The sequence below is a fragment of the Methylobacterium sp. J-067 genome (assembly GCF_022829465.1).
In the GTDB taxonomy this organism is placed as follows: Bacteria; Pseudomonadota; Alphaproteobacteria; order Rhizobiales; family Beijerinckiaceae; genus Methylobacterium; species Methylobacterium litchii.
The window spans coordinates 129160-156009 of sequence record NZ_JAKSXZ010000140.1 but is presented as its reverse complement, the minus strand read 5'-3'; the positions used below and the strand labels follow the sequence as shown (position 1 = coordinate 156009).

The window sequence follows — 26850 nt, the reverse complement described above, 5'->3', positions numbered from 1 at the left end:
TTGCAACAGACCGGCCGGTTTGGGGCGCTCACGGCGCCAGGGCGTCGGCCTCGTCCTCGCCCTCGATCTCGGCGTCGATCTCCGTCGCCTGACCTGCCGCGCCCGCCGCTTCGGCGAGGCCCTTCGCGGCCTTGCGCAGCAGCTTGCGCAGGCGGCGGCGGTCACCCTTGTCGAGATGATCGAGCAGTTCCGCCTCGACCTCTTCCTGGATCGCCTCGATGGCCTGGGCCTTGACGAGGCCCACCTCGGTCAGGCGCACCCGAACCACGCGGCCATCACCGGCCTCGGCGCGGCGCTCGACGATGCCCAGGGCCGCGAGGCGCGTGACGGTCTTGGAGGCCGTGGGCGGGCGCACCCGGAGGAGGGCGGCGAGATCGCCCATCGTCATGGTGCCGGCGGCGGCGAGCACCTGCACCACCTGCTCCTGGCCCGCGAACAGGCCGATCTTGGCTAGCCGGTCCCCGGTCCGCGCCCTATGGAGGCGCGCCGCTTGGACCAGCGCCCAGCCGACGCTGCGCGACCCCGGAGGGCGCAGTTTCTTCGAACCCGGATCGAACACGGCACCTTCCGTATCCGCCTCGCGGTCGGGCTTGGCCTTCTCGCCCGCGAGCGAGGCTGCGTCGGACCCGGCGGCAAGCACCGGAAGATCGTAGACCTGCACCTTCGATTCCCGTTCTTCTGCCAGCCCCTGGGCTCTTGGCGGAAAACCGGTGACGATGGGATGACAGAGCGGCGGCGGCTCGGCCGCTCAGCAATGCATGAGGTGGCGGAGCCGCTGTAGGATATCCTCGCCGCTGCACGGCCGCGCGATGAACTCCGCGTGCTGCGGCATCCGGTCGGGATCGGGCGCGGCGCGTCCGGAGACGATGAGAATCGGCAATTGCGGTCGCGCCTCGGCGACGGAGCTGGCGAGGTCGAACCCGTCCGTCTTGCCCGAGAGCTGCACGTCGGTGACGAGGCCGCAGATGTCGGGGCGCGTCTGGAGGATGCTCAGGGCGCGCTCGGCCGAGGCGCACTGGATGGTGTCGTAGCCGCCTTCCTCGAGCACGTCGCCGAGGTCCATGATGGTCAACGCCTCATCCTCGACGAGGAGGATCACCGGCCGATCGTCCGCTACCGTCTGCTCACTCGTCACGTCGTGCTCCTCCCCGCCGCCAACCCTCCGGCGCAGCCGGTTTGCGGCCTCCCCAGCCGTATTCCCAACGGGACAAACGCCCCGTAGTTGCAGGCCCGGGGCACCTCTCGCGCACGAGATCAGCGATTTTCGCGTACGGTCTCAACCACGGCCGCGATCAGCCGGTCGAGATCGGCCTCGGCGATGGTGAGGGCCGGCGTCAGGTAGAGGATGTCGCCGAACGGCCGCACCCAGACGCCCCGCGCCAACAGCCTTTCCTTCAAGGCGGCGAGGTCCGGCACTTGCGCGAATTGCACGCAGCCGATGGCGCCGAGCACCCGTACATCCGCCACCCCCGGCGCACCGCGTAGGTCGGAAAGCCCCGCCGCGAGGCGTGCACCGATGGCGCGGGCCTGGGGAAGGCGCGGCTCCCGCTCGAACAGGTCGAGGCTGGCATTGGCGGCGGCGCAGGCGAGCGGGTTCGCCATGAAGGTCGGGCCATGCATGAGCGCTGCCGCCGGGTCGTCGGACCAGAAGGCGTCGAAGATCGCGGAGCGCGCCACCGTGGCGGCGAGCGCCATGGTGCCGCCGGTCAGCGCCTTCGACAGGCACAGGATGTCGGGCACGATCTCGGCCTGCTCGCAGGCGAACAGGGTGCCCGTGCGCCCGAACCCGGTGAAGATCTCGTCCGCGATCAACGGCAGTCCGTGCCGCGCCGCCATGCGGGCAATGGTCGCCAGCACTTCGGGCGGGTGCATCAGCATCCCGCCTGCGCCCTGCACCAGCGGCTCCACGATCACCGCCGCGAGGGTGTCGCGGTGCCGGGCCAGGACAGCATCGAGCGCCTTTGTCTGGTCGGCGGTGCGCGGCAGGTCGCAAAAAAGCTGCTCCGGCAGGTACGCACCGAAGCGGCGGTGCATTCCTTCGTCGGGGTCGCAGACCGACATCGCCCCCATCGTGTCGCCGTGGTAGCCGCCCCGGAACGCGAGCACCCGGGTGCGGCCGGCGATTCCCCGGTTCAGCCAGTATTGCGCGGCCATCTTCAGCGCGACCTCGACGGCCACCGAGCCCGAATCGCTGAAGAAGACGTGGTTCAGATCGCCCGGCAGCAGGGCGGCGAGGCGGGCGGCGAGCCGTTCGGCCGGCGCATGGGTCAGCCCGCCGAACATCACGTGGGGCATGGCGGCGAGCTGGCGCGACACCGCCTCGGCAATGTGCGGGTGGTTGTAGCCGTGCACCGCCGTCCACCACGAGGCGATGCCGTCCACCAGTTCTCGCCCGTCGGCGAGGCGGATGCGCGTGCCCTCCGTCGCCACCGCTTCCAGCGGCGGGGCGGCGTGCTTCATCTGGGTGTAGGGGCGCCAGAGATGCGTGGTCATGGGCGGGGGATGGACAGAGCCGCCGCTGGGGTCAACCGCCGGAGCCTTGACGCCACCCCGCCGCGCTGGCTTCTCGCCCCCATGAACAGCCTCGATGCCTTCGCGCAGGACAAGCTCGCCGCGCTCGAAGCCGGCGCCCTGCGTCGGCGGCTCACGATCACGGGGCGGGGCCCGGAGGCCGCCGCCGCGCGGGGAGGGCGGGCGCTCGTCTCGTTCTCGTGCAACGATTATCTCGGCCTGTCGCACCATCCGCGCGTGATCGCGGCGGCGCAGGCGGCGGTGGCGGTGCATGGCGCCGGGGCGGGGGGCTCGCGCCTCGTCACGGGCAACCACGCGGTGCTTGCCGCCCTCGAAGCCCGGCTTGCAGCGCATAAGGGCAAGGACGCGGCCCTCGTCTTCGGCAGCGGCTACCTCGCCAATCTCGGCATCACCCCGGCCCTCGCGGGCAAGGGCGATCTGGTCCTCCTCGATGAACTCTCCCATGCCTGCATGTGGGCGGGGGCGCGGCTGTCGGGCGCGACGGTGCTCACCTTCCGCCACAACGACGTCGCCGACCTCGCGGCGATCCTGAGCGCCCAGCGGGCCGCTCACGGGCGGGCACTGATCCTGACCGAGCGCGTCTTCTCCATGGACGGCGACCGGGCGCCGATGCAGGACATCCTCGCCGTCGGGCGGGACCATGACACCTGGACCGTGGTGGATGACGCCCATGGCCTCGGCATGGTCGAGGATGGGCCCCGCGCGCCCCTCGAAATGGGCACGCTGTCGAAGTCGCTCGGCTCCTATGGCGGCTATCTCTGCGCCTCCCAGCCGGTGATCGACCTGCTCACCAGCCGCGCCCGCAGCTTCGTCTACACGACGGGCCTGCCCCCGGCCTCGGCGGCGGCGGCGCTGGAAGCCCTTTCGATCCTCGAAGAGGAGCCGGAGCGCGGCGCCCGGCCGATCCTGCTGGCCCGCCGCTTCACCGCCCGACTCGGCCTGCCGGAGGCCGAGAGCGCCGTGGTGCCGGTGCTGGTCGGCGACGCGCAGAAGGCGCTCGACCTGTCGGCGAAGCTCGAAGCGGAGGGCTTCCTCGTGGTGGCGATCCGCCCGCCGACGGTGCCCGCCGGCACGGCGCGGCTACGGGTGGCCTTCTCGGCGGCGCACAGCGAATCGCAGGTCGATGCCCTCGCGGAGGCGGTGGCGCGCTTCAGGGCCGGTTGAGCCCGGCTTCGCGAGGCGCTACGCGAGGCATCAACGAGAGAGAGGAAACGAACCCCATGGACGCCACCACCCTGCGCAGCCTCCAGGCCCCCCTCAAGGACCAGTATCGCAACGCCCCGGATTCGGCCGTCATCACCCTGAAGGCCAAGGGCACGCTGGACGACAGCAGCATCGCCTGCAAGGTCGAGACGGGCCGCGCCCTGGCCGTGGCCGGTCTACACCCGGCGACCGGCGGCTCCGGCGCCGAACTCTGCTCCGGCGACATGCTGCTCGAAGCCCTCGTCGCCTGCGCGGGCGTGACGGTGAAGGCCGTGGCCACCGCCCTCGAAATCCCCCTGCGCGCGGGCACCGTCTCGGCCGAGGGCGATCTCGATTTCCGGGGCACGCTCGGCGTCGACAAGGAGGCCCCTGTCGGCTTCCGCGACATCCGCCTGTCCTTCATCCTCGACACCGACGCCTCGGAGGAGAAGCTGGCGCAGCTCCTGAAGCTGACCGAGCGCTACTGCGTCGTGTTTCAGACCCTGAACCACAAGCCGGCCCTGTCGGTGGCGCTCACCACCGCCTGAAGCGGTTGCGCGGACGGCCGCGCCGCTGCATCAGCGGCGGCGATGGCCGACCCGCACCACGCGCTGCCGATCGAGGCGGCGCTTCCCGATCTCCGACAAGCCCTCGCGGCCCGCAACGCCGCCGTGCTCGTGGCGCCTCCCGGCGCCGGCAAGACCACGCGCGTTCCCCTCGACCTGCTCGACGCCCCCTGGCTCGGCAAGGGCAAGATCGTGCTGCTGGAGCCCCGCCGCCTCGCGGCGCGGGCCGCCGCCGCCCGCATGGCGAAGACGCTGAACGAGGAGGTCGGCGGCACGGTCGGCCTGCGCGTCCGCCTCGGCTCCAAGATCTCCGCGCGCACCCGGATCGAGGTGGTCACGGAGGGTGTGTTCACCCGCATGATCCTGGAGGACCCTGAACTCACCGGCATCGGCGCGGTGCTGTTCGATGAGTTCCACGAGCGCTCGCTGGATGCCGATCTCGGCCTCGCCCTGGCCCTCGACGCCCAGGGCGGCCTGCGGGAGGATCTGCGCATCCTCGTCATGTCCGCGACCCTCGACGGGGCGCGGGTGGCGGGACTGCTGAACGATGCGCCGGTCGTGGCCTCCGAGGGCCGCGCCTTCCCGGTGGAGACCCGCTACCTCGACCGCGATCCGAATCGCCGGATCGAGGACAGCATCGCGGAAGCGGTGCTGCGGGCGCTGTGGGCCGATCCCGGCTCGGTTCTGGTCTTCCTGCCGGGTCAGGCGGAAATCCGCCGTACGGCCGAGGCTCTGGCCGGAAAGGTCGGGCCGGAGGTAATCCTGGCGCCCCTCTACGGCGCGCTTACGCCGGCCGAGCAAGACCGGGCGGTGAGCCCCGCGCCTCCCGGCCAGCGCAAGGTGGTGCTCGCCACCTCCATCGCCGAAACCTCGCTGACCATCGAGGGCGTGCGCATCGTGGTCGATTCCGGCCTCGCGCGGGTGCCGGTCTACGAGCCCGGCCTCGGCCTCACCCGCCTCGTCACCGCGCGGGCCTCGCGGGCGGCGGTGGACCAGCGCCGGGGCCGCGCGGGCCGCACCGAACCCGGCATCTGCTGGCGGCTCTGGGCCGAGGCCGGCAACGGCGCCCTGGAGGCCTTCGCCAAGCCCGAGATCTTGTCGAGCGATCTCGCGGGGCTGCTCCTCGATTGCGCCGCCTGGGGCGTCCCCGACCCGCGTAACCTCGCCTTCCTCGATGCGCCGCCGGCCCCGGCGCTCGCCGAGGCACGCACCATGCTCGACGGGCTCGGCGCCCTCGATGCCGACGGGCGCCTCACCGAGATCGGCCGGCGCCTGCGCGCCCTGCCGCTGCCGCCCCGCCTCGCGCGGATGGTGGCGACGGCCGCGCAGGACGGACGCGGCCGGGCGGCGGCGAAACTGGCGGCGGTGCTGGTGGAGCGCGGCCTCGGCGGCGATGCCGTCGATCTCGATGAGCGCGTCGAGCGGTTTGCCCGCGACCGGGGCGGCCGGGCGACGGACATGCGCCGGCTCGCGGAGAACTGGGCGCGAATCGCGGGCGCGGGCGGCCCGTCCGAGCCCAGCCCGGCGGGGCCGCTCCTGGCGCTGGCCTTCCCGGATCGCGTCGCCCGCGCCAGGGGCCGCGAGGGCGAGTTCGTGATGGCGAGCGGCCGGGCCGGGCGGCTTGATGCCGCGAGTCCACTCGCACGCGGTCAATACATCGTCGTGGCCGACCTCGCGGGAAGCGCCGCCAACGCGCGCATCCTGGCCGCCGCCGCCATCACGGCCGAGGACATTGAGGCCCTGTTCGCGGAGCGGATCGAGGCCGTCACGCAAGTCACGTTCGATTCGCAAGCCGCCTCGCTGCGCGCCCGCTCGGTGCGCCGCCTCGGCGCGGTGAACCTCGGCGAGACAACCTTGCGCGTCCCGGCCGACGAGGCTTCGGCGGCGATCCTGGCCGAGGGCATCGCCCGGCTGGGGATTGAGCGGTTGCCCTGGACATCGGCCCTCGCGCAATGGCGCGCCCGCGTGAACTTCCTTCGCGCGGCCGAAGGCGAGGCGTGGCCGGACCTCTCGGACGCCACGCTCACTGCCACGGCGGGCGAATGGCTCGCCCCGTCCATCGTCGGGCGCACGGGTCTCGGGGCGATCACCACCGACGACCTCGCCAACGCCCTCCACGGCCTGCTGCCTTGGGAATTGCGCGCCCGCCTCGACACCGCCGCCCCAACCCATGTCGAGGTGCCGACGGGCTCGCGCATCGCCATCGATTACACCGCCAAGGAGCCCGCCCTGTCGGTGCGGGTGCAGGAGCTGTTCGGCCTCGACAGGCATCCGAGCGCCGGGGGGCGCCCGTTGGTGCTGCACCTGCTCTCGCCAGCCCAGCGCCCGATCCAGATCACCCGCGACCTGCCGGGCTTCTGGCGTGGCTCATGGGCCTCCGTCCGCGCCGAGATGCGCGGGCGCTACCCCCGCCATCCCTGGCCGGAGGATCCCCTGGCCGAGGCGCCGACCCGCCGGGCGAAGCCACGGGGCACCTGAGTAACCCATGAGGATGCGATGACCGACACCACGGAACGCGACGACCCCGCCGCCTCGGGCTGGGTCCATATCGAGGATGAGGGCTTCATCGCCACAGTCGGCCCGCTCTACGTGCGCGACGGCGTCTATGCCTTCCGCGCCTCGCAGAAGCACGCCAACCTCATCGGCGTCGTGCATGGCGGCATGCTGATGAGCTTCGCCGACCGTGCCATGGGCGTCACGGCCATGGCGGCAGCGGACGGGGCGAGCTGCGTCACCATCCAGCTTGAGATGAAGTTCCTCGAAGCCGGCCGGATGGACGATTGGCTCACCTGCGAATCCACCGTCGTGAAGCGCACCGGCTCCCTGGTCTTCATGCGCGGCGAAGTCCGCGACGGCGAACGCCTCGTCGCCACGGGGGACGGCGTGTGGAAGATCCTGCGCAGCCAGAAAGGCTGAGGCCCGCCCATGGTTGAGGCGCCCGCTCGGCGCTATCTTGCAGCGATGAGCGAAGACGCCGCCCCCGATCCGGCCCTGAGCCGCCTGAGCGCGGCCCTCGGCACCCTGCCCAAGCGCGGCCTGCCGCCGGTGGAGCACTGGAACCCGCCCTATTGCGGCGAGATCGACATCCGCATCGCCGCCGACGGGACGTGGCACCATAACGGCTCCCCGATTCGCCGGGACAAGCTCGTCCGCCTGTTCTCGACCATCCTGCGGCGCGAAGAGGACGGACGCACCGTCCTCGTCACCCCCGTGGAAAGCGTCGGCATCGTCGTGGAGGACGCGCCGTTCCTCGCCGTCGAGATGGCGGTGGAGGGCGAAGGGCCGGAGCGCAGCATCGCCTTCCGCACCAACGTCGATGACCTCGTGCGCCTCGATGCCGACCATGCCCTGCGCTTCGAGCAGGATTCGGAGGGCGGGCTAAAGCCCTACCTCCATGTCCGGCGCGGCCTCTGGGCGCTCGTGACACGCGCCCTTACCTACGACCTCGTGGAGCTCGCCGAGGAGCGCGAGATCGACGGCCAAGCGTGGCTCGGGATCGCGGCCGGGGGCACGTTCCACCGGATCGCCCCGGTGGACCAAGCGTGACCGCAGCCCTCTCCGACTTCCTGGCCCGTGCTGAGGCGGGGCTCTCGCGCGAGCCGCCCGGCCCGGACGACCCGACCTCGAACCCGCGCGGCGACCACAGCATCGACCCGGACGGCGCGGCGGTGATTCCACCCCCGCCCCATCGCCGGGCGGCGGTGCTGGTGCCGGTGCTCCACCGTCCCAAGGGCCCGGCCCTCGTACTGACGCAGCGCGCCAGCGGCCTGCGCGACCATTCCGGCCAAGTCGCCCTGCCGGGGGGCAAGATCGACCCGACCGATCCAGGACCCGCCGAGGCCGCGTTGCGCGAGGCGCAGGAGGAAATCGCCCTGGCGCCGCAGGACGTGCGGGTGCTCGGCTATCTCGACCCCTATCTCTCGGGTACGGGCTTCCTCGTCACGCCGGTCATCGGCCTCGCCGCGCCCTCCGCGCCGTTCCGCCCGAATCCCACCGAGGTCGCCGAGGTGTTCGAGGTGCCGCTCTCCTTCCTGATGGACCGGGAGCGGTATGTCCTCCGATCGCGAGAATGGAAGGGGCGGCAGCGCTGGTTCTACGCCATGCCGTTCGGCGAGCGCCTGATCTGGGGCGTCACCGCAGGCATCCTCAATAACCTCCGCGAGCGGCTTTATCCCGAGGATCCACCGGTTTCCGGCGACAGCGGAGACCGGCCGCGCTAGTCTCGCTTTCGTATCGCAGCCTTTCGCCCCGCGAAACATCCTCAAGCCGACACATCCATGCTTCGCCGCTTCATCGAAGAGTTCGGCCTCTTCCTGATTCCCTTCGGCCTGTTCCTCGTCCTGCTTGTGGTGACGGGGCACAATCCGTTCCGGTTGCACCACTGGACCCGGCAGGGCACGCGGCTCGTCCTGGCCGGGCTGTTCGTGGTGATCGCGTCCCTCGTCTACGAGGGCCTGTTTTCGACCCGCAGCGAAACCGGCTACGTGCCGCCGCATATGGAGAACGGGCGCCTCGTGCCGGGGCAGTTCCGGTGAGCCGCAGCCTCGACACGGCGGGTCCGGCGGCGCTCCTCGCCCGGCCCGGTGTGTGCGCCACCCTCGCCGCCCTCGCCGCGCCCGGCGAGGAGACCCGCCTCGTCGGTGGCTGCATGCGCGACGCGCTGCTGGGCTCGGCGGTCTCCGACATCGACCTCGCCACGACGCTCCGGCCCGAGGCGGTGATGGAGCACGCGCGCCGCGCCGGGCTGAAGGCCGTGCCGACCGGCATCGAGCACGGCACGATCACAGTGGTGACGCCGCAGGAGCCCATCGAAGTCACGACCCTCCGCGAGGACGTCGAGACGGACGGGCGCCACGCGGTGGTGCGGTTCGGCGGCGACTTCGCGCAGGACGCCGCCCGACGCGACTTCACCATCAACGCCCTGTCCCTCGGCGCGGACGGGACGCTGCACGACACGGTGGGGGGTCTGGACGACTTGCGCGCCGGCCGCGTCCGCTTCATCGGCGAGGCGGCGACGCGCATCCGCGAGGACGCCCTGCGCATCCTGCGCTTCTTCCGTTTTCACGCCCGCTTCGCCGAAGCCGAGCCGGATCGGCAGGCGCTCGCCGCCTGCATCGCCGCCCGTGATGCCATCGAGGGCCTGTCCCGTGAGCGGGTGCGCAGCGAATTCCTGAAGCTGCTGCTCGCCCCCGGCTGCGTCCCCGTGGTGACGCTGCTGTCCGTGACGGGCCTGTTGCAGCGGATCAGCGGGGGAGTCGCGGAACTGGGGCGCCTCGCCCGCAGCGCGGCGGCAGGGCAGCGGGCCACGATGCGGCTCGCGGCGCTGTGCGTGCACGCCGCCCACGACGAGCCGCGCCTGCGCGACAGCCTGCGCCTCTCGAATGCCGAGACGGCGCAACTGGACACCTACGCCGCGCTCCTCGCTACGCTCCACGGGCGTGAGGCACTGGGCCTGAAGGACGTCCGTGCCCTCGCTTCCGTCCATGGCGGACGCATGATGGCGGAGACCTTGGCGATTCTCGCGGGCGAGCCCCGCCCACGCCCCGACGAGGCCGCCTTGGCGGAAGCCGCGCGCTTGGCCGACGGGGCGGCCGATCCGGTCTTCCCCCTGACCGGCGGTGATCTGGTCAAAGAGGGCCTTCCCCCCGGCCGGGCCATCGGGAAAGGCCTCGCGGCGGCGAAGGCCGAATGGCTGGCGCTCGGATGCCCGGAGGATGATGCCTCGCGCCAAGCCCTGCTGGCGCGGGCGCTGGAGGCCGCGCGCCCATAAAAAAACGTCCCCGCCGGTTGGACGGGGACGCTTCAAAAATCCGACGATGCGGCGAAGCTCAGAGCTTCAGCAGCGCCTTGGTCTCGCGCAGCTGCACGATCTGAGCATTCAGATCCTCGCGCTTCTGCAGATCCTCGGTGGCGTCGTACTGCATCTGGATCGCCTCGATGTCGCGATCGAGGGACGCGGGGTTCAGCTCCTCGATGGGAGCGGCGCGCTCGGCCAGAACCGTCACGCCCTTCGGCCCGATATCGGCGAAGCCGCCACGGACGTAGATGCGCTTGCCGGAGCCCTGGCTCTCGGTGATGACGATGACGCCGACCCGAAGGGAGGTCAGGACCGGGGCGTGACCCGCCATCACAGTCATCTCGCCCTCGATGCCGGGCAACTGAACGGCGTTCACCTCGCCGGAATACAGCGTCCGCTCGGGGCCGACGAAATCGAAGTGGAAGGTGGCCATCGTCTCAGAATTCCCGCCTCAAGCTCTCTTCCCGCATGAGGGAAGCATGGCCCCTCCCCGGTGCGGGGAGGGGACGACAGGCCGGCTTACGCCGCCTTGAGCTTCTTGGCCTTCTCCTGGGCCTGCTCAATGGTGCCGACCATGTAGAAGGCGGCCTCGGGCAGGTCGTCGTAGTCGCCGTTCACCAGGCCCTTGAAGCCCTTGATGGTGTCCTCGAGCGGCACCTGCACGCCCGGCGAACCGGTGAACACCTCGGCCACCGTGAAGGGCTGCGAGAAGAAGCGCTCGATCTTGCGGGCGCGGGCCACGGTGAGCTTATCCTCTTCGGACAGCTCGTCCATGCCCAGGATCGCGATGATGTCCTGCAGGGCCTTGTAGCGCTGCAGGGTCTGCTGGACGCGGCGGGCCACGTCGTAATGCTCCTCGCCGAGGATGGCGGGGGAGAGCATGCGCGAGGTGGAGTCCAGCGGATCCACGGCCGGGTAGATGCCCTTCTCGGCGATCGAGCGCGACAGCACGGTCGTGGCGTCGAGGTGGGCGAACGAGGCGGCGGGCGCCGGGTCGGTCAGATCGTCGGCCGGCACGTAGATGGCCTGCACCGAGGTGATCGAGCCCTTGTTGGTGGTGGTGATGCGCTCCTGCAGGGCGCCCATGTCGGTGGCGAGCGTCGGCTGGTAGCCCACCGCCGAGGGGATGCGGCCGAGAAGCGCCGACACCTCGGAGCCCGCCTGCGTGAAGCGGAAGATGTTGTCCACGAAGAACAGCACGTCCTGGCCCTCGTCGCGGAACTGCTCCGCGATGGTCAGGCCGGTAAGGGCCACGCGGGAGCGGGCGCCGGGGGACTCGTTCATCTGGCCGTAGACCAGGGCGCACTTGGAGCCCTCGGCCGAGCCGCCATGCTCCTTCGGATCGACGTTCACCTTGGACTCGATCATCTCGTGGTAGAGATCGTTGCCCTCGCGGGTGCGCTCACCGACGCCGGCGAACACCGAGTAACCGGAGTGCACCTTCGCGATGTTGTTGATCAGCTCCATGATCAGCACGGTCTTGCCGACGCCGGCGCCGCCGAACAGGCCGACCTTGCCGCCCTTGGAGTAAGGAGCCAGGAGGTCTACCACCTTGATGCCGGTGACGAGGATCTGCGCCTCGGTCGACTGGTCGGCATAGGAGGGGGCCGGCTGGTGGATGGCGCGGTAGGTGTCGCACTGCACCGGGCCGAGCTCGTCGATCGGCTCACCGATGACGTTCATGATGCGGCCGAGGGTGTTCATGCCAACCGGAACCTTGATCGGCTCGCCGGTGTCCGTGCATTCCTGGCCGCGGGTCAGGCCCTCGGACGTGTCCATGGCGATGCAGCGGACGGTGTTCTCGCCGAGCTGCTGGGCGACCTCGAGGACGAGGCGGGCGCCGTTATTCTTGGTCTCCAGGGCGTTCAGGATCTCGGGCAGGTGGCCCTCGAACTGCACGTCGACGACGGGGCCGATAACCTGGGTGATCTTGCCGACCTTGTTGGAGCCGGCGCCGGGGAGTGCGGTGTTCGCCATTGTCTGCCTACCCTTCAATTCGTGCGGACGGAGCCGATACCCTTAGAGGGCCTCGGCGCCGGAGATGATTTCAATGAGCTCCTTGGTGATCATCGCCTGACGGGTCCGGTTGTAGACCAGCGTCTGCTTCTTGATCATCTCCCCCGCGTTGCGGGTGGCGGAATCCATCGCGCTCATGCGTGCGCCCTGCTCGGAGGCGGCATTCTCCAGGAGCGCCCGGTACACCTGCACCGCGAGGTTCTGCGGCAGCAGGGTCTCAAGGATCACCTCCTCGGAGGGCTCGAACTCCAGCGCGGCGTTGCCGCCGGGCTTGGCCGTCGTCTCGGTCGTGGCCGGAAGCTCGGCCGGGATGAGGCGCTGCGCCGTGGGGATCTGAGAGATCACCGAGCGGAACTCGGCGAAGAACAGCGTCGCCACGTCGAACTCGCCCGCATCGAAGCGCGCGACGATCTTCTGCGCGATCTCGGAGGCGAAGGCGTAATCCACGGGCTTGTTGCCGCGGATATCCATGCTTTCCACGATCTGATCGCGGAACTGGCGGCGCAGGAGGTCGAGGCCCTTCTTGCCGACGGTCATGAACTTGACCGTCTTGCCCTCGGCCTGAAGCTTCAGGGCATGCTCGCGGATGGCGAGGCGGACGATCGAGGAGTTGAACGCGCCGCAGAGGCCGCGATCGCCCGTGCAGACGACGAGCAGGTGCACCTGCTCCGCGCCGGTGCCCGAGAGGAGCTTCGGGGCGTTGTTGCCGCCGATCATGTTGCCGGCGAGGTTGCCCAGCACGCCCGACATCTTCTCGGCGAAGGGGCGGCCGGCCTCGGCGGCCATCTGGGCGCGGCGCAGCTTGGCCGCGGCGACCATCTGCATGGCCTTGGTGATCTTCTGCGTCGCCTTCACCGAGGTGATGCGGTTCCGCAGGTCCTTCAAGCTCGCCATCGAGTGAGGTCCAGGTCCGTTCCTAGGGGCCTCTCCTCCCTCGCGGAGGGAGGAGGCGGATCGTGCCCGCCCCGGTCAGGCGAGCGCAAACCTGATCCCGGGCGATCCCGGGATCAGAGGGTATTGGGTCAGGCGACCGCCTTGGCCACGCTCTCGACGACGCTCTTCAGCTTGCCGGCGTTCTCGTCCGACAGGTCCTTGGAGGCGGCGATCGAGTCGAGCAGGTCCTTGTGCTTGGTGCGCAGGGTGCTGAGAAGCTGGTCCTCGAACGGGCGCACCTTCGCGAGGGGCATCTTGTCGAGGTAGCCATTCACGCCGGCGTAGATCACCGCGACCTGCTCTTCCATCTTCAGCGGCGAAAACTGCGGCTGCTTCAGAAGCTCAGTGAGGCGCGAGCCACGGTTCAGCAGCTGCTGGGTCGAGGCGTCGAGATCGGAGCCGAACTGCGCGAAGGCCGCCATCTCGCGGTACTGCGCCAGCTCGCCCTTGATCTTGCCGGCGACCTTCTTCATCGCCTTCGTCTGCGCCGAGGAGCCCACCCGCGACACCGAGAGGCCGACGTTCACCGCCGGGCGGATGCCCTGGTAGAACAGATCGGTCTCAAGGAAGATCTGGCCGTCGGTGATCGAGATCACGTTGGTCGGGATGTAGGCCGACACGTCGTTGGCCTGGGTCTCGATGACCGGCAGGGCGGTCAGCGAGCCGTTGCCGGCGGCGTCACCCATCTTGGCGGCGCGCTCGAGCAGGCGGCTGTGGAGGTAGAACACGTCGCCCGGGTAAGCCTCGCGGCCCGGCGGGCGGCGCAGCAGCAGGGACATCTGGCGGTAGGCGACGGCCTGCTTGGACAGATCGTCATACACGATCACGGCGTGCATACCGTTGTCGCGGAAGTACTCGCCCATGGCGCAGCCGGCGAACGGCGCGATGAACTGCATCGGCGCGGCGTCCGAAGCGGTGGCGGCGATGACGATGGAGTATTCCAGGGCGCCCTGGTCCTCGAGGACCTTCACGAACTGGGCCACCGTCGAGCGCTTCTGGCCGATGGCGACGTAGATGCAGAACAGCTTCGACTTCTCGTCGCCGCCCGCCGTATGGCCCGGCTTCTGGTTCAGGATCGTGTCCAGGGCGATGGCGGTCTTGCCGGTCTGACGGTCGCCGATGATCAGCTCGCGCTGGCCGCGGCCGACCGGGATCAGGGCGTCGATGGCCTTCAGGCCCGTGGCCATCGGCTCATGCACCGACTTGCGCGGGATGATGCCCGGCGCCTTCACGTCGACGCGGCGACGCTCGGTGGACTGGATCGGGCCCTTGCCGTCGATCGGGTTGCCCAGCGCGTCCACGACGCGGCCGAGCAGGCCCTTGCCGACCGGCACGTCCACGATGGAGCCGGTCCGCTTGACGGTCTGGCCTTCCTTGATCTCACGGTCGGAGCCGAAGATCACGATGCCGACGTTGTCCTGCTCGAGGTTCAGGGCCATGCCCCGCACGCCCGACTCGAACTCGACCATCTCACCGGCCTGAACGTTGTCGAGGCCGTAGGCGCGGGCGATGCCGTCACCGACGGAGAGAACCTGACCGACCTCGGAGACTTCGGCTTCCTCACCGAAGTTCTTGATCTGGTCCTTGAGGATCGCGGAGATCTCGGCGGCGCGGATGTCCATGCTCGTGCCCCTGTGGCTTTAGCGTCTGTCGAATTGCGGGTCGCGGGGTGGTGGCGCGCTTAGCGCGCAGCCCTCATCGCGAGGCGGATACCGTTGAGCTTGGTCTTGAGCGAGGCGTCGACCATGCGGGAGCCCATCTTCACGACGAGGCCACCGATCAGGCTCGGATCGACCACGAGGTCGATGTCGACATCCGCCTTCGCGACGTCCTTCAGCGACGCCTTGATCTCCTCGATCAGCGCATCGGAGGGCTTCTCGGCGACACGCACCTCGGCGCGGACGATGCCCTTCGAATCCTGAACCAGCGAGCGGAAGGCGGCGATCATGCCCGGCAGGGCGAAGAGCCGGCGGTTCGCGGCCGCGAGGCGGATGAAGTTCGCGGCGAGCCCGGTGATGCCGGCCTTTTCCAGGATGGCGCTGATCGCGGCTTCCTGCTGCTCGGCGCTGAAGACCGGGCTGCGCACGAGGCGGCGGAGATCCGCGCTCTCCTTGAGCAACCCATCGAATTGATTGAGGGCCTCGGCCACCGCGTCAAGCTGGCGCTCGTCCCGCGCGAGCTCGAAGAGGGCGGAAGCGTACCGGCCCGACACGCCTGCGACCAGGGGACCAGCCTCGGAACCGTTCTGCGCCACCCGTCGCTCTCTTCTCTCGTTGCCCGCGTGGCCGGGTGTTTGAAGCCCGTCCGCGCGCTGCGCAAGACCTTTCGGCCCTGGGCAATGGTTTTTGGATCGCGCCGGGATCGGACAGGACTTCCATCACCCCCGTCCGGCGCGGCGACCGCCTAGCATGGCTCAGCGGATGGGCGCAAGGCGACGCTGGCGGCTGCGCGACACGGCGGCAGAAGTGTGACGACGGGTTTTACGTTGTTTTCAACACGCCAGCCGGTCGCAACGGCGGGTGCTGGCGATCATCTTGGCCATCGCTTTCGCGCCGGGATGGCCGAGGATGCCGGAATTGCCCAGGACGTAGGAGGGCGTCGCGTAGAGCCCGAGATCGGCCGCCATGCGCATGTGGCTGCGCAGGGCGAGGCGCACCTCGTCGCTGTCGGCGATCTCCTCGATCTCGGCCTGCGGCACGCCGAGGGCCGTCGCGGCGGTCAGCGCGCCGGGGCCGTCGATGCGGCCGGGCTTCGACAGGAGCGTCCGGTAGAAGCCGAAGGCCGCCGCCGAACCGAGCTTGCGCTGCACGGCGAGCGTCACCTTGGCGGCCTGCGCCGATTCCGGGGACAGAATCGGGTTGTGGACGAGCCCGATGCGCAGGGTCGAATCAGTTTCGTGCAGGGCGACCACGTCGGCGGCGGCCTTCCGGCACCAGGGGCAGTTGAAGTCGAAGAACTCGTAGAGGACCGTCTCGCCGTCCTTCGGGCCGGCATAGGTCACGCCGCGCAGGGCGGGAATCTGGCCGGTGATCTCACCAGGGAGGATCGAGTTCGCCACCGCCTTCCCGTCATCGCCCGTGACGGCGACGCGCTGGCCGTAGGATTGTGCGGCGGCGGGGCCCGCGAGGGCGAGGCCGGTGGAGGCCGCGAGGAGGCGGCGACGGGTCATCATCATGGCTGCGGAACCGAACGGCGTCAGATGGCGCATTTATGGCCATCGCCCGGTTCGCATCACCTTAAGCCGGGCGGCCGGTCGCCGCTGGCCCAGGCCAGGGCCTGTTCCAGGCGGTCGTTGCCCCAGAACAATTCGCCGTCGTCGGTCAGGAAGGTCGGCGCGCCGTAGATGCCGCGCGAACGGGCCTCCTCGACGCTGACGCGGAGCTTCGTCTTGTTCGTGTCGGCGGCGGAGGCCTTCAGCACCTGAGTCCCGTCGAGGCCGAGGGAATCGAGAATCGCGACCACGGCGGACGGCTCGGAGATGGAGCGCCCCTGCGAGAAGCTTGCCGAGAACACCGCCTTCGAGAACGGCACGAGCCAGTCCTGATCCTGCCCGAAGATCGCGACCCGCACCGCGTTCAGGCTGTTTTGCGGGAACGGATCGGGCTTGGTGATCGGCGGCAATCCGTAAGCTGCGGCCTGCCGCTCGAGGTCGCGCCACATGTTGCGGCCCTTGGCCGGGAACAGGTTGAACGGCGAGGTCGTCCAGCCCTGGGAGGCGAACAGGGGGCCGACGAGGAACGGCCGCCAGCGCACGCTCACCCCAGCCGTCTCCGCCGCCGCCTCGATGCGCTGTGCCGCGAGGTGCGAATAGGTCGAGGCAAATTCGTACCAGAACTCCAACACGGGCTGGCGCGCCATCTGTTCGGCCTTTCGGTCATCGTCTCAAAGGGTCGCTCTGGCCAAGTTGGGCCGGCGACGCCAGGGCTCAAGGCATCCGACGTATGGATTCGGGTCCATCTTCACAGGGGCATACGCTCAAGACGGCATGCCGGTTGCAGGCGGGTGTCGCCCGCGATAAGCCGCCGCGATCCACGCCCTCCCGTTATCGGACGTCGCATGATCGATCCCGCCAAGCCTGCCGTGAAGAAGGTCGTGCTCGCCTATTCGGGCGGCCTCGACACCTCCATCATCCTGAAGTGGCTGCAGACCACCTATGGCTGCGAGGTGGTGACGTTCACCGCCGATCTCGGCCAGGGCGAGGAGCTGGAAGCCGCCCGCCGCAAGGCGGAACTGCTCGGCATCAAGCCGGAGAACATCTACATCGAGGATCTCCGCGAGGAGTTCGTCCGCGATTACGTGTTCCCGATGTTCCGGGCGAACGCCGTCTACGAGGGCGTCTACCTGCTCGGCACCTCCATCGCCCGGCCGCTCATCGCAAAGAAGCAGATCGAGATCGCCGAGCGCGTCGGCGCGGACGCCGTCTGCCACGGCGCCACCGGCAAGGGGAACGATCAGGTCCGGTTCGAGCTCGGCTACTATGCCCTCAAGCCCGACGTGACGGTCATCGCCCCCTGGCGTGAATGGGACCTGCGCTCCCGCGAGCAGCTGATCGCCTTCGCCGAGCAACACCAGATCCCGATTGCCAAGGACAAGCGCGGCGAAAGCCCGTTCTCGGTGGACGCGAACCTGCTCCACGCCTCCTCCGAGGGGAAGGTGCTGGAGGATCCGGCCCTCGAGGTGCCGGATTACGTTTATTCGCGCACGCTCTCGCCTGAGGAAGCGCCGGACGAGCCGACCATCGTCACCATCGGCTTCGAGCGGGGCGATGCCGTCTCCGTCGACGGCGAGGCGATGTCGCCCGCCACGCTGCTCGCCAAGCTCAACGAGTTGGGCCGCGCGAACGGCATCGGCCGCCTCGATCTCGTGGAGAACCGCTTCGTCGGCATGAAGAGCCGCGGCATGTACGAGACGCCCGGCGGCACGATCCTGCTGCCGGCGCACCGGGCCATCGAATCGATCACCCTGGATCGCGGCGCGGCGCACCTGAAGGACCAGCTGATGCCGCAATATGCGGAGCTGATCTACAACGGCTTCTGGTTCTCGCCGGAGCGGGAGATGATCCAGGCGCTCATCGACAAGAGCCAGGAGAAGGTCACCGGCACCGTGCGGCTGAAGCTCTACAAGGGCGGCATCCACGTCATCGGCCGCGAGAGCCCGCACTCGCTCTACGATCAGGACCTCGTGACCTTCGAGGAAGGTGCCGTGGCCTACGACCACCGCGACGCGGCGGGCTTCATCAAGCTCAACGCCCTGCGCCTGCGCACCCTGGCCCAGCGCAAGAAGCGCGAGGGCTGATCACCGCCGCAGGCAGGCGGCCAGACCCTCCGTCCGCCCCATCATTCCCTGGATGCGCGCCGCCCGTCGGCGCACGCCGGCGGAGGGGCGGCCGGCACTGCGCAGGATCGGGTTCGGCAATACGGCGGCGAGCAGGGTCGCCTCCTGGCGGGTGAGGTCGGCGGCGTCCTTGTGGAACCAGTAGCGGCTCGCCGCCTGCGCCCCGTAGATGCCGTCCCCCCACTCGGCGACGTTGAGATAGATCTCCATCATCCGCCGCTTGCCCCACAGGGTGTCGAGGGCGAGCGCCAGCGGGATCTCGACCGCCTTGCGGATGTAGGACCGCCCCGGCCACAGGAACACGTTCTTCACCGTCTGCATGGCGATGGTCGAGGCACCGCGCGAGGGCGAATCCTCGTCCTCCACGACATCGCGGATGGCACCGAAATCGACGCCGTGGTCCAGGCAGAAGCGCTGATCCTCGGAGGTGAGCACTGCGAGTTGCAGGGCGGGCGCGATCCGCGTCAGGGGGACGGCTTGCCGGTCCACCGGTTGCAGCGTCAACCAACGGCCAAGCATGAGAGTCGACGGCGGCGTCACCGCGCTATAGACGAGCGCCAACGTGAGCACGATGACGACAATTAGCGCGGGAACGAGCAGCAGCAGCCCGACCAACCGCCGCAACGGCGCCGCCCGCCTCGGCCGGGCGAGCGGTCGCCCGGGTTGCGCCTCCTCCAACGGCCTTTCGGCCCTGATCTTTTCCTCCCTCACGCCGATGCTCAACTCACTCCGCACGGCCAGATCCGGACGCGACGCCCGATGAACCCGAACTCCTCAACGCAGTCGGACGCCCGTCCGGTCAAGGCGAACTCGTCCGCGCCGGACTTTTCCCACAGGCTCGCGCAGGTTGCGCAGCAGGTCGAGACTTTCCTTGTGGAGCGGCTTGGCGAGCAGACCGGCCCCGGCGAGATCACCCGTCCGCCGCGCCTGATGGAGGCGATGCGTCATGCGGTGCTCGGCGGCGGCAAGCGTCTGCGGCCCTTCCTCGCCATCGAGACGGCGAAGATGCTCGGCGGGGCCGAGGCGGCGGCACTGGCGGCCGGCGCGGGCGTCGAGCTGGTGCATTGCTACTCCCTCGTCCACGACGACCTGCCGGCGATGGACAACGACGACATGCGCCGGGGCAAGCCTACGGTGCACAAGGCCTACGACGAGGCGACCGCGATCCTCGTGGGTGACGCCCTTCAGACGCTGGCCTTCGAGGTGGTGGCCGATCCGGCCTGGCAGCCCGATCCGGCCATCCGCGCCAATCTCGTCCTCGGCCTCGCCCGCGCGTCGGGCCTCGGCGGCATGGTCGGCGGACAGTTGCTCGATCTGACGGCCGAGGGCCGCTTCGGCGCCGTGAACCTCGACGTGGATGACACCCTGCGGATGCAGGCGATGAAGACCGGCGCGATCCTGGCCTTCTCTGTGGAAGCCGGCGCCCTGGTCGGCGGGGCCGACAAGGCGCAGAGCGCCGCCCTGCTGCGCTACGGCCACGCCCTGGGCCAGGCGTTCCAGATCGCCGACGACATCCTCGACCGCGAGGCGTCGCCGGAGGCGATGGGCAAGGCGACCGGCAAGGACAAGGACGCCGGCAAGGCGACCCTGGTGGACCGCCTCGGCCTCGACGGCGCCCGTGCCGAGTGCGACCGACTCGTGGCGGTCTGCGAGGATGCGGTGTCCCAATGGGGCGAGGGCGCCCGCGTCCTACGCGACGCCGCCCGCTTCACCGTGGCACGGAAGACCTAAGGGCTTCTACGGTGGCCATTGCCGCGCGCCGTGAAGGACTCTGAGGATGGTCACAGCTCGCTCGTTCTCTGCGTAGACGACGACGTAGTTCGAGCGGACGACCATCTCCCGCGTGCCGGCGACGCGGCCGGCGCGATACATCTTCGGACGCTCGATCAAAGCCGCCGCCCTCGTCTCGATCTCATCCTTCAGCCGTTGCGCGGCCTCGATGTTGTCGTCCGAGATGTAATCCACGATCGCGAACAGGTCCGCCCGGGCGGCCGGATGCCATTCAAGAACGGGCACCGCGCTTCCGTTCGATCAGGGCCTGCGCCTCGTCCATGACCTCGCGGTGAGGGATGGCAGGGGCAGGATCGGTCAGGGCTTCCTGAACCTTGGCCCGAAACCACGCATCGTGGGCATCGGGGTCGGCTGTCAGGCCGGATGGCAGGCCGCCCTCGTGGACGACGCGCGTCAGCAGGATGCGGACGGCATCCGACACCGTCAGGCCGAACTTCGCCAGCGTCTCCGACGCGTCCGCTTTCAAGGCGTCGTCGACGCGGACATGGAGCATCGAGGTTCGGGGCATCATCCCTCCGGGCGATCCGGCTTGTCTCTCAAATGAGATGCACGGCCGGTCGCCCGTTTCAAGTGTCGTTCACCCCCGCCCGACGAACGGCATCTTGGTCGCCATCACGGTCATGAACTGCACGTTCGCCTCGATGGGCAGGTTCGCCATCATGAGGACGGCCTCGCCGACGTGTAGCGGGTCCATCACCGCTTCGGCGCGGACGCTGCCGTCCGCTTGCGGGACGCCCGCCTTCATGCGGCCGCCCATCGCGGTGTCGGCGTTGCCGATGTCGATCTGGCCACAGGCGATGTCGTAGGCGCGGCCGTCGAGGGAGGTCGACTTGGTGATGCCTGTCACCGCGTGCTTCGTCGCGGTGTAGGCGATGGAGTTCGGGCGCGGGGCGTAGGCCGAGATCGAGCCGTTGTTAATGATCCGCCCGCCGCGTGGGTTCTGGTCGCGCATGATCCGGAAGGCGTGCTGCGTGCACAGGAAGATCGCGGTCAGGTTCGTGTCCACCACCTGACGCCACGTCTCCAGGGGCAGGTCTTCGAGGGGAACGGCCGGCGCGCCGATGCCGGCATTGTTGAAGATCATGTCGAGGCGCCCGAACCGCTCCACGGTGGCGTCGAACAGGGCCTTGATCGAGGCGGGGTCGGTCACGTCGGTGGGGACGACGAGGGTGTTCTGCGCACCGATCTGCGCGGCGACCTCCTCCAGCGGCTCGCGGCGGCGCCCCGACAGCACGACCTTCCAGCCCGCTCCGGCCAGCGCGACCGACGCCGCCTTGCCGACGCCCGTGCCGGCGCCCGTGATGATCGCGATCTTGCCCGTGGCGCTCATTCCGTCCTCCCGGTTCTCGTTGCGTCAGGCTGTAGAGCGAGCCTCGCGCGCCATGCAACGCCCGCCTTTGTGTTCCGGCCGGGAATGCCCCCGATTGTCGCTGCCGGAACGGTTGGCGGGCCGGGACGTCGAGAGACGTGATGACCCAATCTTCCCCAGCCCCGGATGAACTCGTGTTCCGCCGCGTCGATCTCGGTGAGGTAACGCTCAATGTCGGCGAGGCCGGGCCAAGCGACGGGCCGGTGCTGATCCTGCTGCACGGTTTCCCGGAAAGCGCGGCCGGCTGGCACCGGCAGGTCGGGCCGTTGGCGCGTGCGGGCTTTCGCGTGATCGTGCCGGATCAGCGCGGCTACGGGCTCAGCGACAAGCCCGAACGCATCGAAGCGTATCACCTCGACCGTCTCGCGGCGGATGTCGTCGCCTTGGGGCGGGCCTGCGGTGCGGGGCGATTCTTTCTCGCCGGCCACGATTGGGGCGGCCTCGTTGCATGGTGGGTGGCGAGCTTCCATCCGGAGCATGTTATCCGCCTCGCGATTCTCAACGCTCCCCATCCTGGCATCGTGGCCGGCTATATCCGGCACCATCCCGGCCAGTGGCTGCGCAGCTTGTATGTCGGCTTCTTCCAGTTGCGGGGCTTCGCGGAGCGCTGGCTAACGGCGGACGACGCCAAGGCCCTGCGCCGGGCCCTCGTGAGTACCAGCCGGAAGGGTACGTTCTCGAAGGCCGATCTCGACGCCTATGCCCGCGAATGGACGCGGCCCCGCGCGATGACGGCGATGCTTGCCTGGTATCGCGCCCTGGTGAGGCTGCCGCGCCGCGATCCGCCCCCAGTGACGATGCCGACGCTTATCCTCTGGGGGAAACGCGATCACGCCCTCCAGCCGGGCCTCGCAGAAGCCAGTCTACGGCTGTGCGACAGCGGCCTGATCCGCTGGTTCCCAGACGCGACCCATTGGATTCAGCATGAGGAACCCGAGGCAGTGTCTGCGGCACTCGAAAGCTTTTTTCGGCCTATCGAACAGCCCTGAATAGCCGGATATTCTACCACATTCAGTTTTAATCCCTCATCTCAGCATTCGAACACCGCTATTTTTTTATCGCTTTCCGCGGAACTCCTTCGGAACTGCGACCTTGAGCCGCTGCCTGACATTTCGTCCGGAGGAATTCCGTGATCTCACTTCGTACCACTCTCGCCGCCGGCCTCGTGCTCGGCGCTCTCTTCGCGGGTTCGGCCCAGGCTGCGCCCGCTCCGGTCCAGCCAGGCCTCGGTCAGGACGGCCTGATGGAGAACGTGGCGATGCACCGCCACCACCATCACCGGATGCACCGTCACCACTCGACCCGGCACGAGCGCCGGATGCGCCGCATGAACACCATGCGCCATGGCAATCCGAACGCCCGCAACCCGGCGATGCCGGGCCGCGCGCAGCAGCTCGGCAACACCACGGGCGGCCCGCGCTACTGATGTCGGCATGACAACGGGCCCGGCGCTTCGGTGCCGGGCCACGACGTCCCCAGGCAAGCAGCCGCGTGGGACTGATTCGGAGCGGGGGCTCTGGTAGGAAGGCGGCATGGGCCGCACCTCTCGTATCCCCCAGTCGCCGCCGGAGACGGGCAACCTCGACTCGGTCGGCGCCACGCCGATGATGGCGCAGTACATCGAGATCAAGGCGGCCAACCCGGATTGCCTCCTGTTCTACAGGATGGGCGATTTTTACGAGCTGTTCTTCGGCGATGCGGAGATCGCCTCGCGCGCCCTCGGCATCGTCCTGACCAAGCGCGGCAAGCATGCCGGGGCGGAGATCCCGATGTGCGGCGTGCCCGTCGAGCGGGCTGACGATTACCTCAGCCGCCTCATAGCCCTCGGGCACCGGGTCGCCGTCTGCGAGCAGACCGAGGACCCCGCCGAGGCCAAGAAGCGCGGCCCGAAATCCGTGGTGCGGCGGGAGGTGGTGCGCCTCGTCACCCCCGGCACCATCACCGAGGACCGTCTCCTCGATCCCGCGAGCGCCAACCTGCTTCTCGCCATCGGCCGACAGAAGGCGTCGGAAAGCGGATTCGTCTACGGCCTCGCGGCCATCGACATCTCCACCGGCCGGTTCTCCCTGAGCGAGGTCCCGGCGGGCGAATTGCCCGGCGCCGTCGCCCGGCACGACCCCCGCGAGATCGTGCTGTCAGAGGCGATCCATGCCGATCCGGCCCTGGCGCGGCTGTGGCAGGATACAAAAGCCGCCGTGGTGCCGCTGGCCCAGGCCGAACTCGAACCCTCGGCCGCCGAGCGGCGGATCCGCGAGCAATACGGCGTCTCGACCCTCGACGGGTTCGGCCGGTTCAGCCGCGCGGAGATCGCGGCGGCGGGGACAGGCCTCCTCTACATCGCCCGCACCCAACTCGCCGCCCGCGCGCCGCTCGCGGTGCCGAGCCGCGAGGAGACCGGCGCGACCCTTTCCATCGATGCCGCCACGCGGGCCAACCTCGAACTGACGCGGACGCTCTCCGGCGAGCGGACGGGAAGCCTGTTGGCCACCATCGACCGCACGGTGACGGCGAACGGCGCGCGCCTCCTGGCCGAGCATCTGGCTGGGCCGCTCACCGACCTGACGCGCATCGCCCGGCGGCAGGATGCCATCGCCCGTCTCGTCGAGGATGCCACCCTCCGCCACGCCTGCCGCGAGGCGCTGGCTGCCGCCCCGGACCTGCCGCGCGCCCTCTCCCGCATCGGCCTCGGCCGATCCGGGCCGCGCGATCTCGCGGCGGTGCGTGACAGCCTCGCGGCGGCACTGCGGATCGCGGAGACGCTGCGCGCGGCGCCGGACCTGCCCTCGGCCCTCGCCGAGATCGGCCGGGCGCTGTCCGGCGTCGATCCGGAGATCGGCGCGACGCTCGCCGCCGCCCTGGCCGACGAACTGCCGCTCTCACGGCGCGACGGCGGCTTCGTGCGGCCGGGCTTCCTGGCCGAGATCGATGAGGCGCGGCTGCTCGGGCAAGATTCGCGGAAGGTCGTGGCGGCCCTTCAGGCCCGCTATGCGGAGGAGACCGGCTGCCGGACCCTGCGGATCAAGCACAACAACCTTCTCGGCTATTTCATTGAGGTGCCGCAATCGGTGGGCGAAGCCTGCCTCAAGGGATTGCAGAAGGAATTCGTCCACCGGCAGACGATGGTGGATGCCATGCGCTTCACCAGCGTCGAGTTGGGCGAGCTGGAGCGGAAGATCTCCGGCGCCTCCGACCGGGCGCTCGCCCTCGAAAGCGAGGTGTTCGACGATCTCGCGGGGGCCGTCGTCGCGGCCTCGGCGAGCCTCAACGCGGTGGCCGACGCCTTGGCGTCCCTCGACGTGGCGGGCAGCCACGCCGCACTGGCGATCGAGGGCGATTGGCGCCGGCCCATCGTGGACGATTCGCTGTCCTTCGCCATCGCCGGCGGACGGCATCCGGTGGTGGAGGCGGCCCTGCGGCGGACGGGCGAGCCGTTCATCGCCAACGATTGCGACCTGTCGGGCGAGGGGCGAGGCCGCATCCGGCTCATCACCGGCCCGAACATGGGCGGCAAGTCGACCTTCCTGCGCCAGAACGCGCTGATCGTCGTGCTGGCACAGATGGGCGCCTTCGTGCCCGCCGCCTCGGCGCGGATCGGGCGGGTGGACCGCCTGTTCTCCCGCGTCGGCGCCGCCGACGACCTCGCGCGCGGACAATCGACCTTCATGGTCGAGATGGTCGAGACCGCCGCGATCCTGAATCAAGCAACCCGCCGTTCCCTGGTGATCCTCGATGAGATCGGGCGCGGCACCGCGACCTTCGATGGCCTGTCCATCGCCTGGGCGTGCCTCGAACACCTGCACGAGGCCAATGCTTGCCGGGCGCTGTTCGCCACGCACTTCCACGAACTGACGGCTCTGGGCGACCGGCTCCCCCGGATCGACAACGCGACGCTGAAGGTCGCGGAGCACCGGGGCGGCGTCGTGTTCCTGCACGAAGTGGTGCCCGGCATCGCCGAGCGCAGCTACGGGTTGCAGGTCGCCCGCCTCGCCGGCCTACCGGCGAGCGTCGTCACGCGGGCCGGTGCGATCCTCAAGAGCTTGGAGAAGTCGCAGGGCGGACGCTCGGCGCGGGCGCGGATCGACGATCTGCCCCTCTTCGCGACGCTGAGCCCCCCACCGCCCCCCGAGCCCCCGGCCGAATTGCCCGAGGACAAGCTCGCCCTGCTGCTCGATTCCATCGATCCCGATGCGCTCACCCCCCGTGAGGCGCTGGAAGCGCTCTACCGGCTGAAGCGCGAACGGGAGGAAAGCCGGGTGCCCGGCTGAGCCGCTACTTGGCGCGCAGGGGAATCGCGATGTCGACCCGCGTGCCGGAGGCCTGAGGCAGCCAGCGGACGGTGCCGCGCAATTGCTTGGCGACCATCTCCACGAGGCTGCGGCCGAATCCAGAGACCTCCGGGACGGTCGCATCGAAGCCGACGCCGTCGTCGCAGATCTCGACGGCCATGCCGATTTCCGTCCGCCGGGCGGTGATCGAGACGCGGCCGGGGCGCCCGTGGGGAAAGGCGTGGCGCAGGGCGTTGGCCACGAGTTCGTGGAACATCAGCGCCAGCGGCGCGGCCATGGAGGCGGGGAGCCGGATGGCCTCGACCTCCGTGTCGATGCGGATGCGGTCGTCGGCCATGCCCGCGTCGAGGTCTGAGAGCAGTTCGCCGACGAAATCCGTGAGGGCGAAATGGCTGCCGTCCTCCTCGGTGTAGAGGAGGCGATGGGCGATGGAGAGTGCGCCGATGCGCTCCACCATGCCTTCCAGGGCGTCCCGCGCCTCGCCGTCCTGTGTCCGCCGGGCCTTAAGCAGCATCAGCGAGGAGATGACCTGAAGGTTGTTTTTGGCCCGGTGGTCGATCTCGTGGATCAGCGCCGTCTTCTGCGCGAGGTCGGCGATCAGGCCCGAAACCTGCTCGGCCTCGACGTGGATCCTGGTCGTGTCCGTCTGCGACGCGAAGAAATAGGCGAGGCCCTGATCGTCGCTGACGGGCGTGATCGTCAGCGCGTTCCAGAAGGTCGTGCCGTCCTTGCGGTAGTTCAGGATCTCGGCGGAGATCGCGCGGCCCGCGCTCACGGCCTCGCGCATCCGCGCCACCTCGGCGGGGTCGGTCGCCGCGCCCTGGAGCATGCGGCAGTTCCGGCCCGTCACCTCGTCCAGGGCGTAGCCCGTCTGGCTGAGGAAGGCGGCGTTCGCCCAGACGATGGGATGGTCGTGCGCGCGCGCGTCGGCGACGAGCATCGGCGAAGGCGTCGTCGCGAACGCCGCCGCTAGGGTTTCAGCGGAAGGACCGCTCTCTGGCCCGGTACTCAACGCCTCATCCACTCCGCCCCGTCACTCGGTCA

Annotated in this window: 28 protein-coding genes; 13 read left to right on the top strand and 15 right to left on the bottom strand. The window is 69.6% G+C overall.

Annotation, left to right across the window (positions count from 1 at the left end; all coding sequences use genetic code 11):
- Window positions 1-28: 28 nt before the first annotated feature.
- The 3 genes from MKK52_RS21670 to MKK52_RS21660 all read right to left on the bottom strand — a co-directional run bounded on the left by MKK52_RS21670 (window position 29) and on the right by MKK52_RS21660 (window position 2493).
- A complete protein-coding gene (locus MKK52_RS21670; RefSeq protein ID WP_243957553.1) occupies window positions 29-661 on the bottom strand; it encodes a MarR family winged helix-turn-helix transcriptional regulator in 633 nt (210 codons plus the stop codon).
- 87 nt (window positions 662-748) lie between these two features.
- The gene (locus MKK52_RS21665) at window positions 749-1135 is read right to left on the bottom strand and encodes a response regulator (protein WP_243957551.1); all 387 of its coding nucleotides are present in this window, start codon (window positions 1133-1135) and stop codon (window positions 749-751) included.
- 119 nt (window positions 1136-1254) lie between these two features.
- Entirely contained in the window at window positions 1255-2493 is a 1239-nt protein-coding gene (locus tag MKK52_RS21660; protein WP_243957549.1) for an adenosylmethionine--8-amino-7-oxononanoate transaminase, read from the bottom strand.
- Window positions 2494-2574: 81 nt separating this feature from the next.
- Between MKK52_RS21660 and MKK52_RS21655 the strand changes: the two genes are divergently transcribed.
- Genes MKK52_RS21655 through MKK52_RS21620 form a run of 8 tightly spaced genes read left to right on the top strand, consistent with a single transcriptional unit; the run spans window position 2575 to window position 10050 of the window.
- Entirely contained in the window at window positions 2575-3696 is a 1122-nt protein-coding gene (locus MKK52_RS21655; protein WP_243957547.1) for an aminotransferase class I/II-fold pyridoxal phosphate-dependent enzyme, read from the top strand.
- A gap of 56 nt (window positions 3697-3752) precedes the next feature.
- Entirely contained in the window at window positions 3753-4262 is a 510-nt protein-coding gene (locus MKK52_RS21650; RefSeq protein WP_243957545.1) for an OsmC family protein, read from the top strand.
- A 42-nt stretch (window positions 4263-4304) separates the two neighbouring features.
- Window positions 4305-6758, top strand: a complete 2454-nt coding sequence (hrpB, locus tag MKK52_RS21645) for an ATP-dependent helicase HrpB (RefSeq protein ID WP_243957543.1) — start codon at window positions 4305-4307, stop codon at window positions 6756-6758.
- An 18-nt stretch (window positions 6759-6776) separates the two neighbouring features.
- Window positions 6777-7196, top strand: coding sequence for a PaaI family thioesterase (locus tag MKK52_RS21640; protein ID WP_243957541.1), 420 nt, complete (start codon window positions 6777-6779; stop codon window positions 7194-7196).
- 45 nt (window positions 7197-7241) lie between these two features.
- Complete coding sequence (locus MKK52_RS21635; RefSeq protein ID WP_243957534.1) at window positions 7242-7826, top strand: DUF1285 domain-containing protein; 585 nt, start codon at window positions 7242-7244, stop codon at window positions 7824-7826.
- Window positions 7823-8500, top strand: a complete 678-nt coding sequence (locus MKK52_RS21630; protein ID WP_243957532.1) for a CoA pyrophosphatase — start codon at window positions 7823-7825, stop codon at window positions 8498-8500. The genes MKK52_RS21635 and MKK52_RS21630 overlap by 4 nt, the downstream gene beginning before the upstream one ends.
- A 57-nt stretch (window positions 8501-8557) precedes the next feature.
- A complete protein-coding gene (locus MKK52_RS21625) occupies window positions 8558-8815 on the top strand; it encodes a DUF6111 family protein (protein ID WP_243957530.1) in 258 nt (85 codons plus the stop codon).
- Entirely contained in the window at window positions 8812-10050 is a 1239-nt protein-coding gene (locus tag MKK52_RS21620) for a CCA tRNA nucleotidyltransferase (RefSeq protein WP_243957528.1), read from the top strand. The genes MKK52_RS21625 and MKK52_RS21620 overlap by 4 nt, the downstream gene beginning before the upstream one ends.
- A gap of 58 nt (window positions 10051-10108) precedes the next feature.
- On the opposite strand, the gene MKK52_RS21615 is transcribed toward MKK52_RS21620, so the two are convergent.
- From MKK52_RS21615 to MKK52_RS21585, 7 genes are all read right to left on the bottom strand, one after another.
- Window positions 10109-10510: a F0F1 ATP synthase subunit epsilon gene (locus MKK52_RS21615; protein ID WP_243957526.1), complete on the bottom strand. Its 402-nt coding sequence runs from the start codon at window positions 10508-10510 to the stop codon at window positions 10109-10111.
- Window positions 10511-10596: 86 nt separating this feature from the next.
- Window positions 10597-12054 (bottom strand): F0F1 ATP synthase subunit beta, encoded by a 1458-nt coding sequence (atpD, locus tag MKK52_RS21610; RefSeq protein WP_243957524.1) that lies wholly within the window; start codon window positions 12052-12054, stop codon window positions 10597-10599.
- 42 nt (window positions 12055-12096) lie between these two features.
- Window positions 12097-12987, bottom strand: a complete 891-nt coding sequence (locus MKK52_RS21605) for a F0F1 ATP synthase subunit gamma (RefSeq protein ID WP_243957522.1) — start codon at window positions 12985-12987, stop codon at window positions 12097-12099.
- Between the two features lie 128 nt (window positions 12988-13115).
- Window positions 13116-14648 (bottom strand): F0F1 ATP synthase subunit alpha, encoded by a 1533-nt coding sequence (gene atpA, locus MKK52_RS21600; protein ID WP_243957513.1) that lies wholly within the window; start codon window positions 14646-14648, stop codon window positions 13116-13118.
- Window positions 14649-14707: 59 nt separating this feature from the next.
- Window positions 14708-15280, bottom strand: coding sequence for a F0F1 ATP synthase subunit delta (locus MKK52_RS21595; protein ID WP_243957510.1), 573 nt, complete (start codon window positions 15278-15280; stop codon window positions 14708-14710).
- 237 nt (window positions 15281-15517) lie between these two features.
- Window positions 15518-16201, bottom strand: coding sequence for a DsbA family protein (locus MKK52_RS21590; protein ID WP_243957762.1), 684 nt, complete (start codon window positions 16199-16201; stop codon window positions 15518-15520).
- A gap of 56 nt (window positions 16202-16257) precedes the next feature.
- The gene (locus MKK52_RS21585) at window positions 16258-16884 is read right to left on the bottom strand and encodes a 2-hydroxychromene-2-carboxylate isomerase (RefSeq protein ID WP_243957508.1); all 627 of its coding nucleotides are present in this window, start codon (window positions 16882-16884) and stop codon (window positions 16258-16260) included.
- A gap of 198 nt (window positions 16885-17082) precedes the next feature.
- Between MKK52_RS21585 and MKK52_RS21580 the strand changes: the two genes are divergently transcribed.
- Window positions 17083-18321 (top strand): argininosuccinate synthase, encoded by a 1239-nt coding sequence (locus tag MKK52_RS21580; protein ID WP_243957506.1) that lies wholly within the window; start codon window positions 17083-17085, stop codon window positions 18319-18321.
- Here MKK52_RS21580 and mtgA read toward each other — a convergent pair whose 3' ends face one another.
- Window positions 18322-19083 carry a monofunctional biosynthetic peptidoglycan transglycosylase gene (gene mtgA / locus MKK52_RS21575; RefSeq protein ID WP_409564717.1) on the bottom strand — a complete coding sequence of 254 codons (762 nt, stop codon included), beginning with the start codon at window positions 19081-19083 and terminating at the stop codon, window positions 18322-18324. It abuts the gene before it with no gap.
- A 36-nt stretch (window positions 19084-19119) separates the two neighbouring features.
- Here mtgA and MKK52_RS21570 point away from each other — a divergent pair, with 36 nt between their 5' ends.
- Complete coding sequence (locus MKK52_RS21570; RefSeq protein ID WP_243957497.1) at window positions 19120-20091, top strand: polyprenyl synthetase family protein; 972 nt, start codon at window positions 19120-19122, stop codon at window positions 20089-20091.
- A 6-nt stretch (window positions 20092-20097) separates the two neighbouring features.
- Here MKK52_RS21570 and MKK52_RS21565 read toward each other — a convergent pair whose 3' ends face one another.
- The 3 genes from MKK52_RS21565 to MKK52_RS21555 form a co-directional block, all read right to left on the bottom strand.
- On the bottom strand, window positions 20098-20376 hold the full coding sequence (locus MKK52_RS21565; RefSeq protein ID WP_243957495.1) for a type II toxin-antitoxin system RelE/ParE family toxin: 279 nt from the start codon (window positions 20374-20376) through the stop codon (window positions 20098-20100).
- Window positions 20363-20662 carry a type II toxin-antitoxin system RelB/DinJ family antitoxin gene (locus tag MKK52_RS21560; protein ID WP_243957493.1) on the bottom strand — a complete coding sequence of 100 codons (300 nt, stop codon included), beginning with the start codon at window positions 20660-20662 and terminating at the stop codon, window positions 20363-20365. The genes MKK52_RS21565 and MKK52_RS21560 overlap by 14 nt, the downstream gene beginning before the upstream one ends.
- 66 nt (window positions 20663-20728) lie before the next feature.
- The gene (locus tag MKK52_RS21555; RefSeq protein WP_243957486.1) at window positions 20729-21481 is read right to left on the bottom strand and encodes an SDR family oxidoreductase; all 753 of its coding nucleotides are present in this window, start codon (window positions 21479-21481) and stop codon (window positions 20729-20731) included.
- Window positions 21482-21621: 140 nt separating this feature from the next.
- Between MKK52_RS21555 and MKK52_RS21550 the strand changes: the two genes are divergently transcribed.
- The 3 genes from MKK52_RS21550 to mutS all read left to right on the top strand — a co-directional run bounded on the left by MKK52_RS21550 (window position 21622) and on the right by mutS (window position 25785).
- On the top strand, window positions 21622-22509 hold the full coding sequence (locus tag MKK52_RS21550; protein WP_243957484.1) for an alpha/beta fold hydrolase: 888 nt from the start codon (window positions 21622-21624) through the stop codon (window positions 22507-22509).
- 143 nt (window positions 22510-22652) lie between these two features.
- On the top strand, window positions 22653-22946 hold the full coding sequence (locus MKK52_RS21545; RefSeq protein ID WP_243957760.1) for a hypothetical protein: 294 nt from the start codon (window positions 22653-22655) through the stop codon (window positions 22944-22946).
- A gap of 106 nt (window positions 22947-23052) precedes the next feature.
- Complete coding sequence (gene mutS, locus MKK52_RS21540) at window positions 23053-25785, top strand: DNA mismatch repair protein MutS (RefSeq protein WP_243957479.1); 2733 nt, start codon at window positions 23053-23055, stop codon at window positions 25783-25785.
- Between the two features lie 4 nt (window positions 25786-25789).
- Here mutS and MKK52_RS21535 read toward each other — a convergent pair whose 3' ends face one another.
- Entirely contained in the window at window positions 25790-26818 is a 1029-nt protein-coding gene (locus tag MKK52_RS21535; protein ID WP_279597964.1) for a histidine kinase dimerization/phosphoacceptor domain -containing protein, read from the bottom strand.
- Window positions 26819-26850 lie beyond the last annotated feature (32 nt).

Excerpts from the sequence above, each read along its gene's own strand:
- MKK52_RS21660 (WP_243957549.1), bottom strand. The coding sequence starts at position 2,493 with ATGACCACGCATCTCTGGCGCCCCTACACCCAGATGAAGCACGCCGCC.
- MKK52_RS21655 (WP_243957547.1), top strand. The coding sequence starts at position 2,575 with ATGAACAGCCTCGATGCCTTCGCGCAGGACAAGCTCGCCGCGCTCGAA.
- MKK52_RS21650 (WP_243957545.1), top strand. The coding sequence starts at position 3,753 with ATGGACGCCACCACCCTGCGCAGCCTCCAGGCCCCCCTCAAGGACCAG.
- hrpB (WP_243957543.1), top strand. The coding sequence starts at position 4,305 with ATGGCCGACCCGCACCACGCGCTGCCGATCGAGGCGGCGCTTCCCGAT.
- MKK52_RS21640 (WP_243957541.1), top strand. The coding sequence starts at position 6,777 with ATGACCGACACCACGGAACGCGACGACCCCGCCGCCTCGGGCTGGGTC.
- MKK52_RS21635 (WP_243957534.1), top strand. The coding sequence starts at position 7,242 with ATGAGCGAAGACGCCGCCCCCGATCCGGCCCTGAGCCGCCTGAGCGCG.
- MKK52_RS21625 (WP_243957530.1), top strand. The coding sequence starts at position 8,558 with ATGCTTCGCCGCTTCATCGAAGAGTTCGGCCTCTTCCTGATTCCCTTC.
- MKK52_RS21615 (WP_243957526.1), bottom strand. The coding sequence starts at position 10,510 with ATGGCCACCTTCCACTTCGATTTCGTCGGCCCCGAGCGGACGCTGTAT.
- atpD (WP_243957524.1), bottom strand. The coding sequence starts at position 12,054 with ATGGCGAACACCGCACTCCCCGGCGCCGGCTCCAACAAGGTCGGCAAG.
- MKK52_RS21605 (WP_243957522.1), bottom strand. The coding sequence starts at position 12,987 with ATGGCGAGCTTGAAGGACCTGCGGAACCGCATCACCTCGGTGAAGGCG.
- atpA (WP_243957513.1), bottom strand. The coding sequence starts at position 14,648 with ATGGACATCCGCGCCGCCGAGATCTCCGCGATCCTCAAGGACCAGATC.
- MKK52_RS21590 (WP_243957762.1), bottom strand. The coding sequence starts at position 16,201 with ATGATGATGACCCGTCGCCGCCTCCTCGCGGCCTCCACCGGCCTCGCC.
- MKK52_RS21585 (WP_243957508.1), bottom strand. The coding sequence starts at position 16,884 with ATGGCGCGCCAGCCCGTGTTGGAGTTCTGGTACGAATTTGCCTCGACC.
- MKK52_RS21580 (WP_243957506.1), top strand. The coding sequence starts at position 17,083 with ATGATCGATCCCGCCAAGCCTGCCGTGAAGAAGGTCGTGCTCGCCTAT.
- MKK52_RS21570 (WP_243957497.1), top strand. The coding sequence starts at position 19,120 with ATGAACCCGAACTCCTCAACGCAGTCGGACGCCCGTCCGGTCAAGGCG.
- MKK52_RS21560 (WP_243957493.1), bottom strand. The coding sequence starts at position 20,662 with ATGATGCCCCGAACCTCGATGCTCCATGTCCGCGTCGACGACGCCTTG.
- MKK52_RS21555 (WP_243957486.1), bottom strand. The coding sequence starts at position 21,481 with ATGAGCGCCACGGGCAAGATCGCGATCATCACGGGCGCCGGCACGGGC.
- MKK52_RS21550 (WP_243957484.1), top strand. The coding sequence starts at position 21,622 with ATGACCCAATCTTCCCCAGCCCCGGATGAACTCGTGTTCCGCCGCGTC.
- mutS (WP_243957479.1), top strand. The coding sequence starts at position 23,053 with ATGGGCCGCACCTCTCGTATCCCCCAGTCGCCGCCGGAGACGGGCAAC.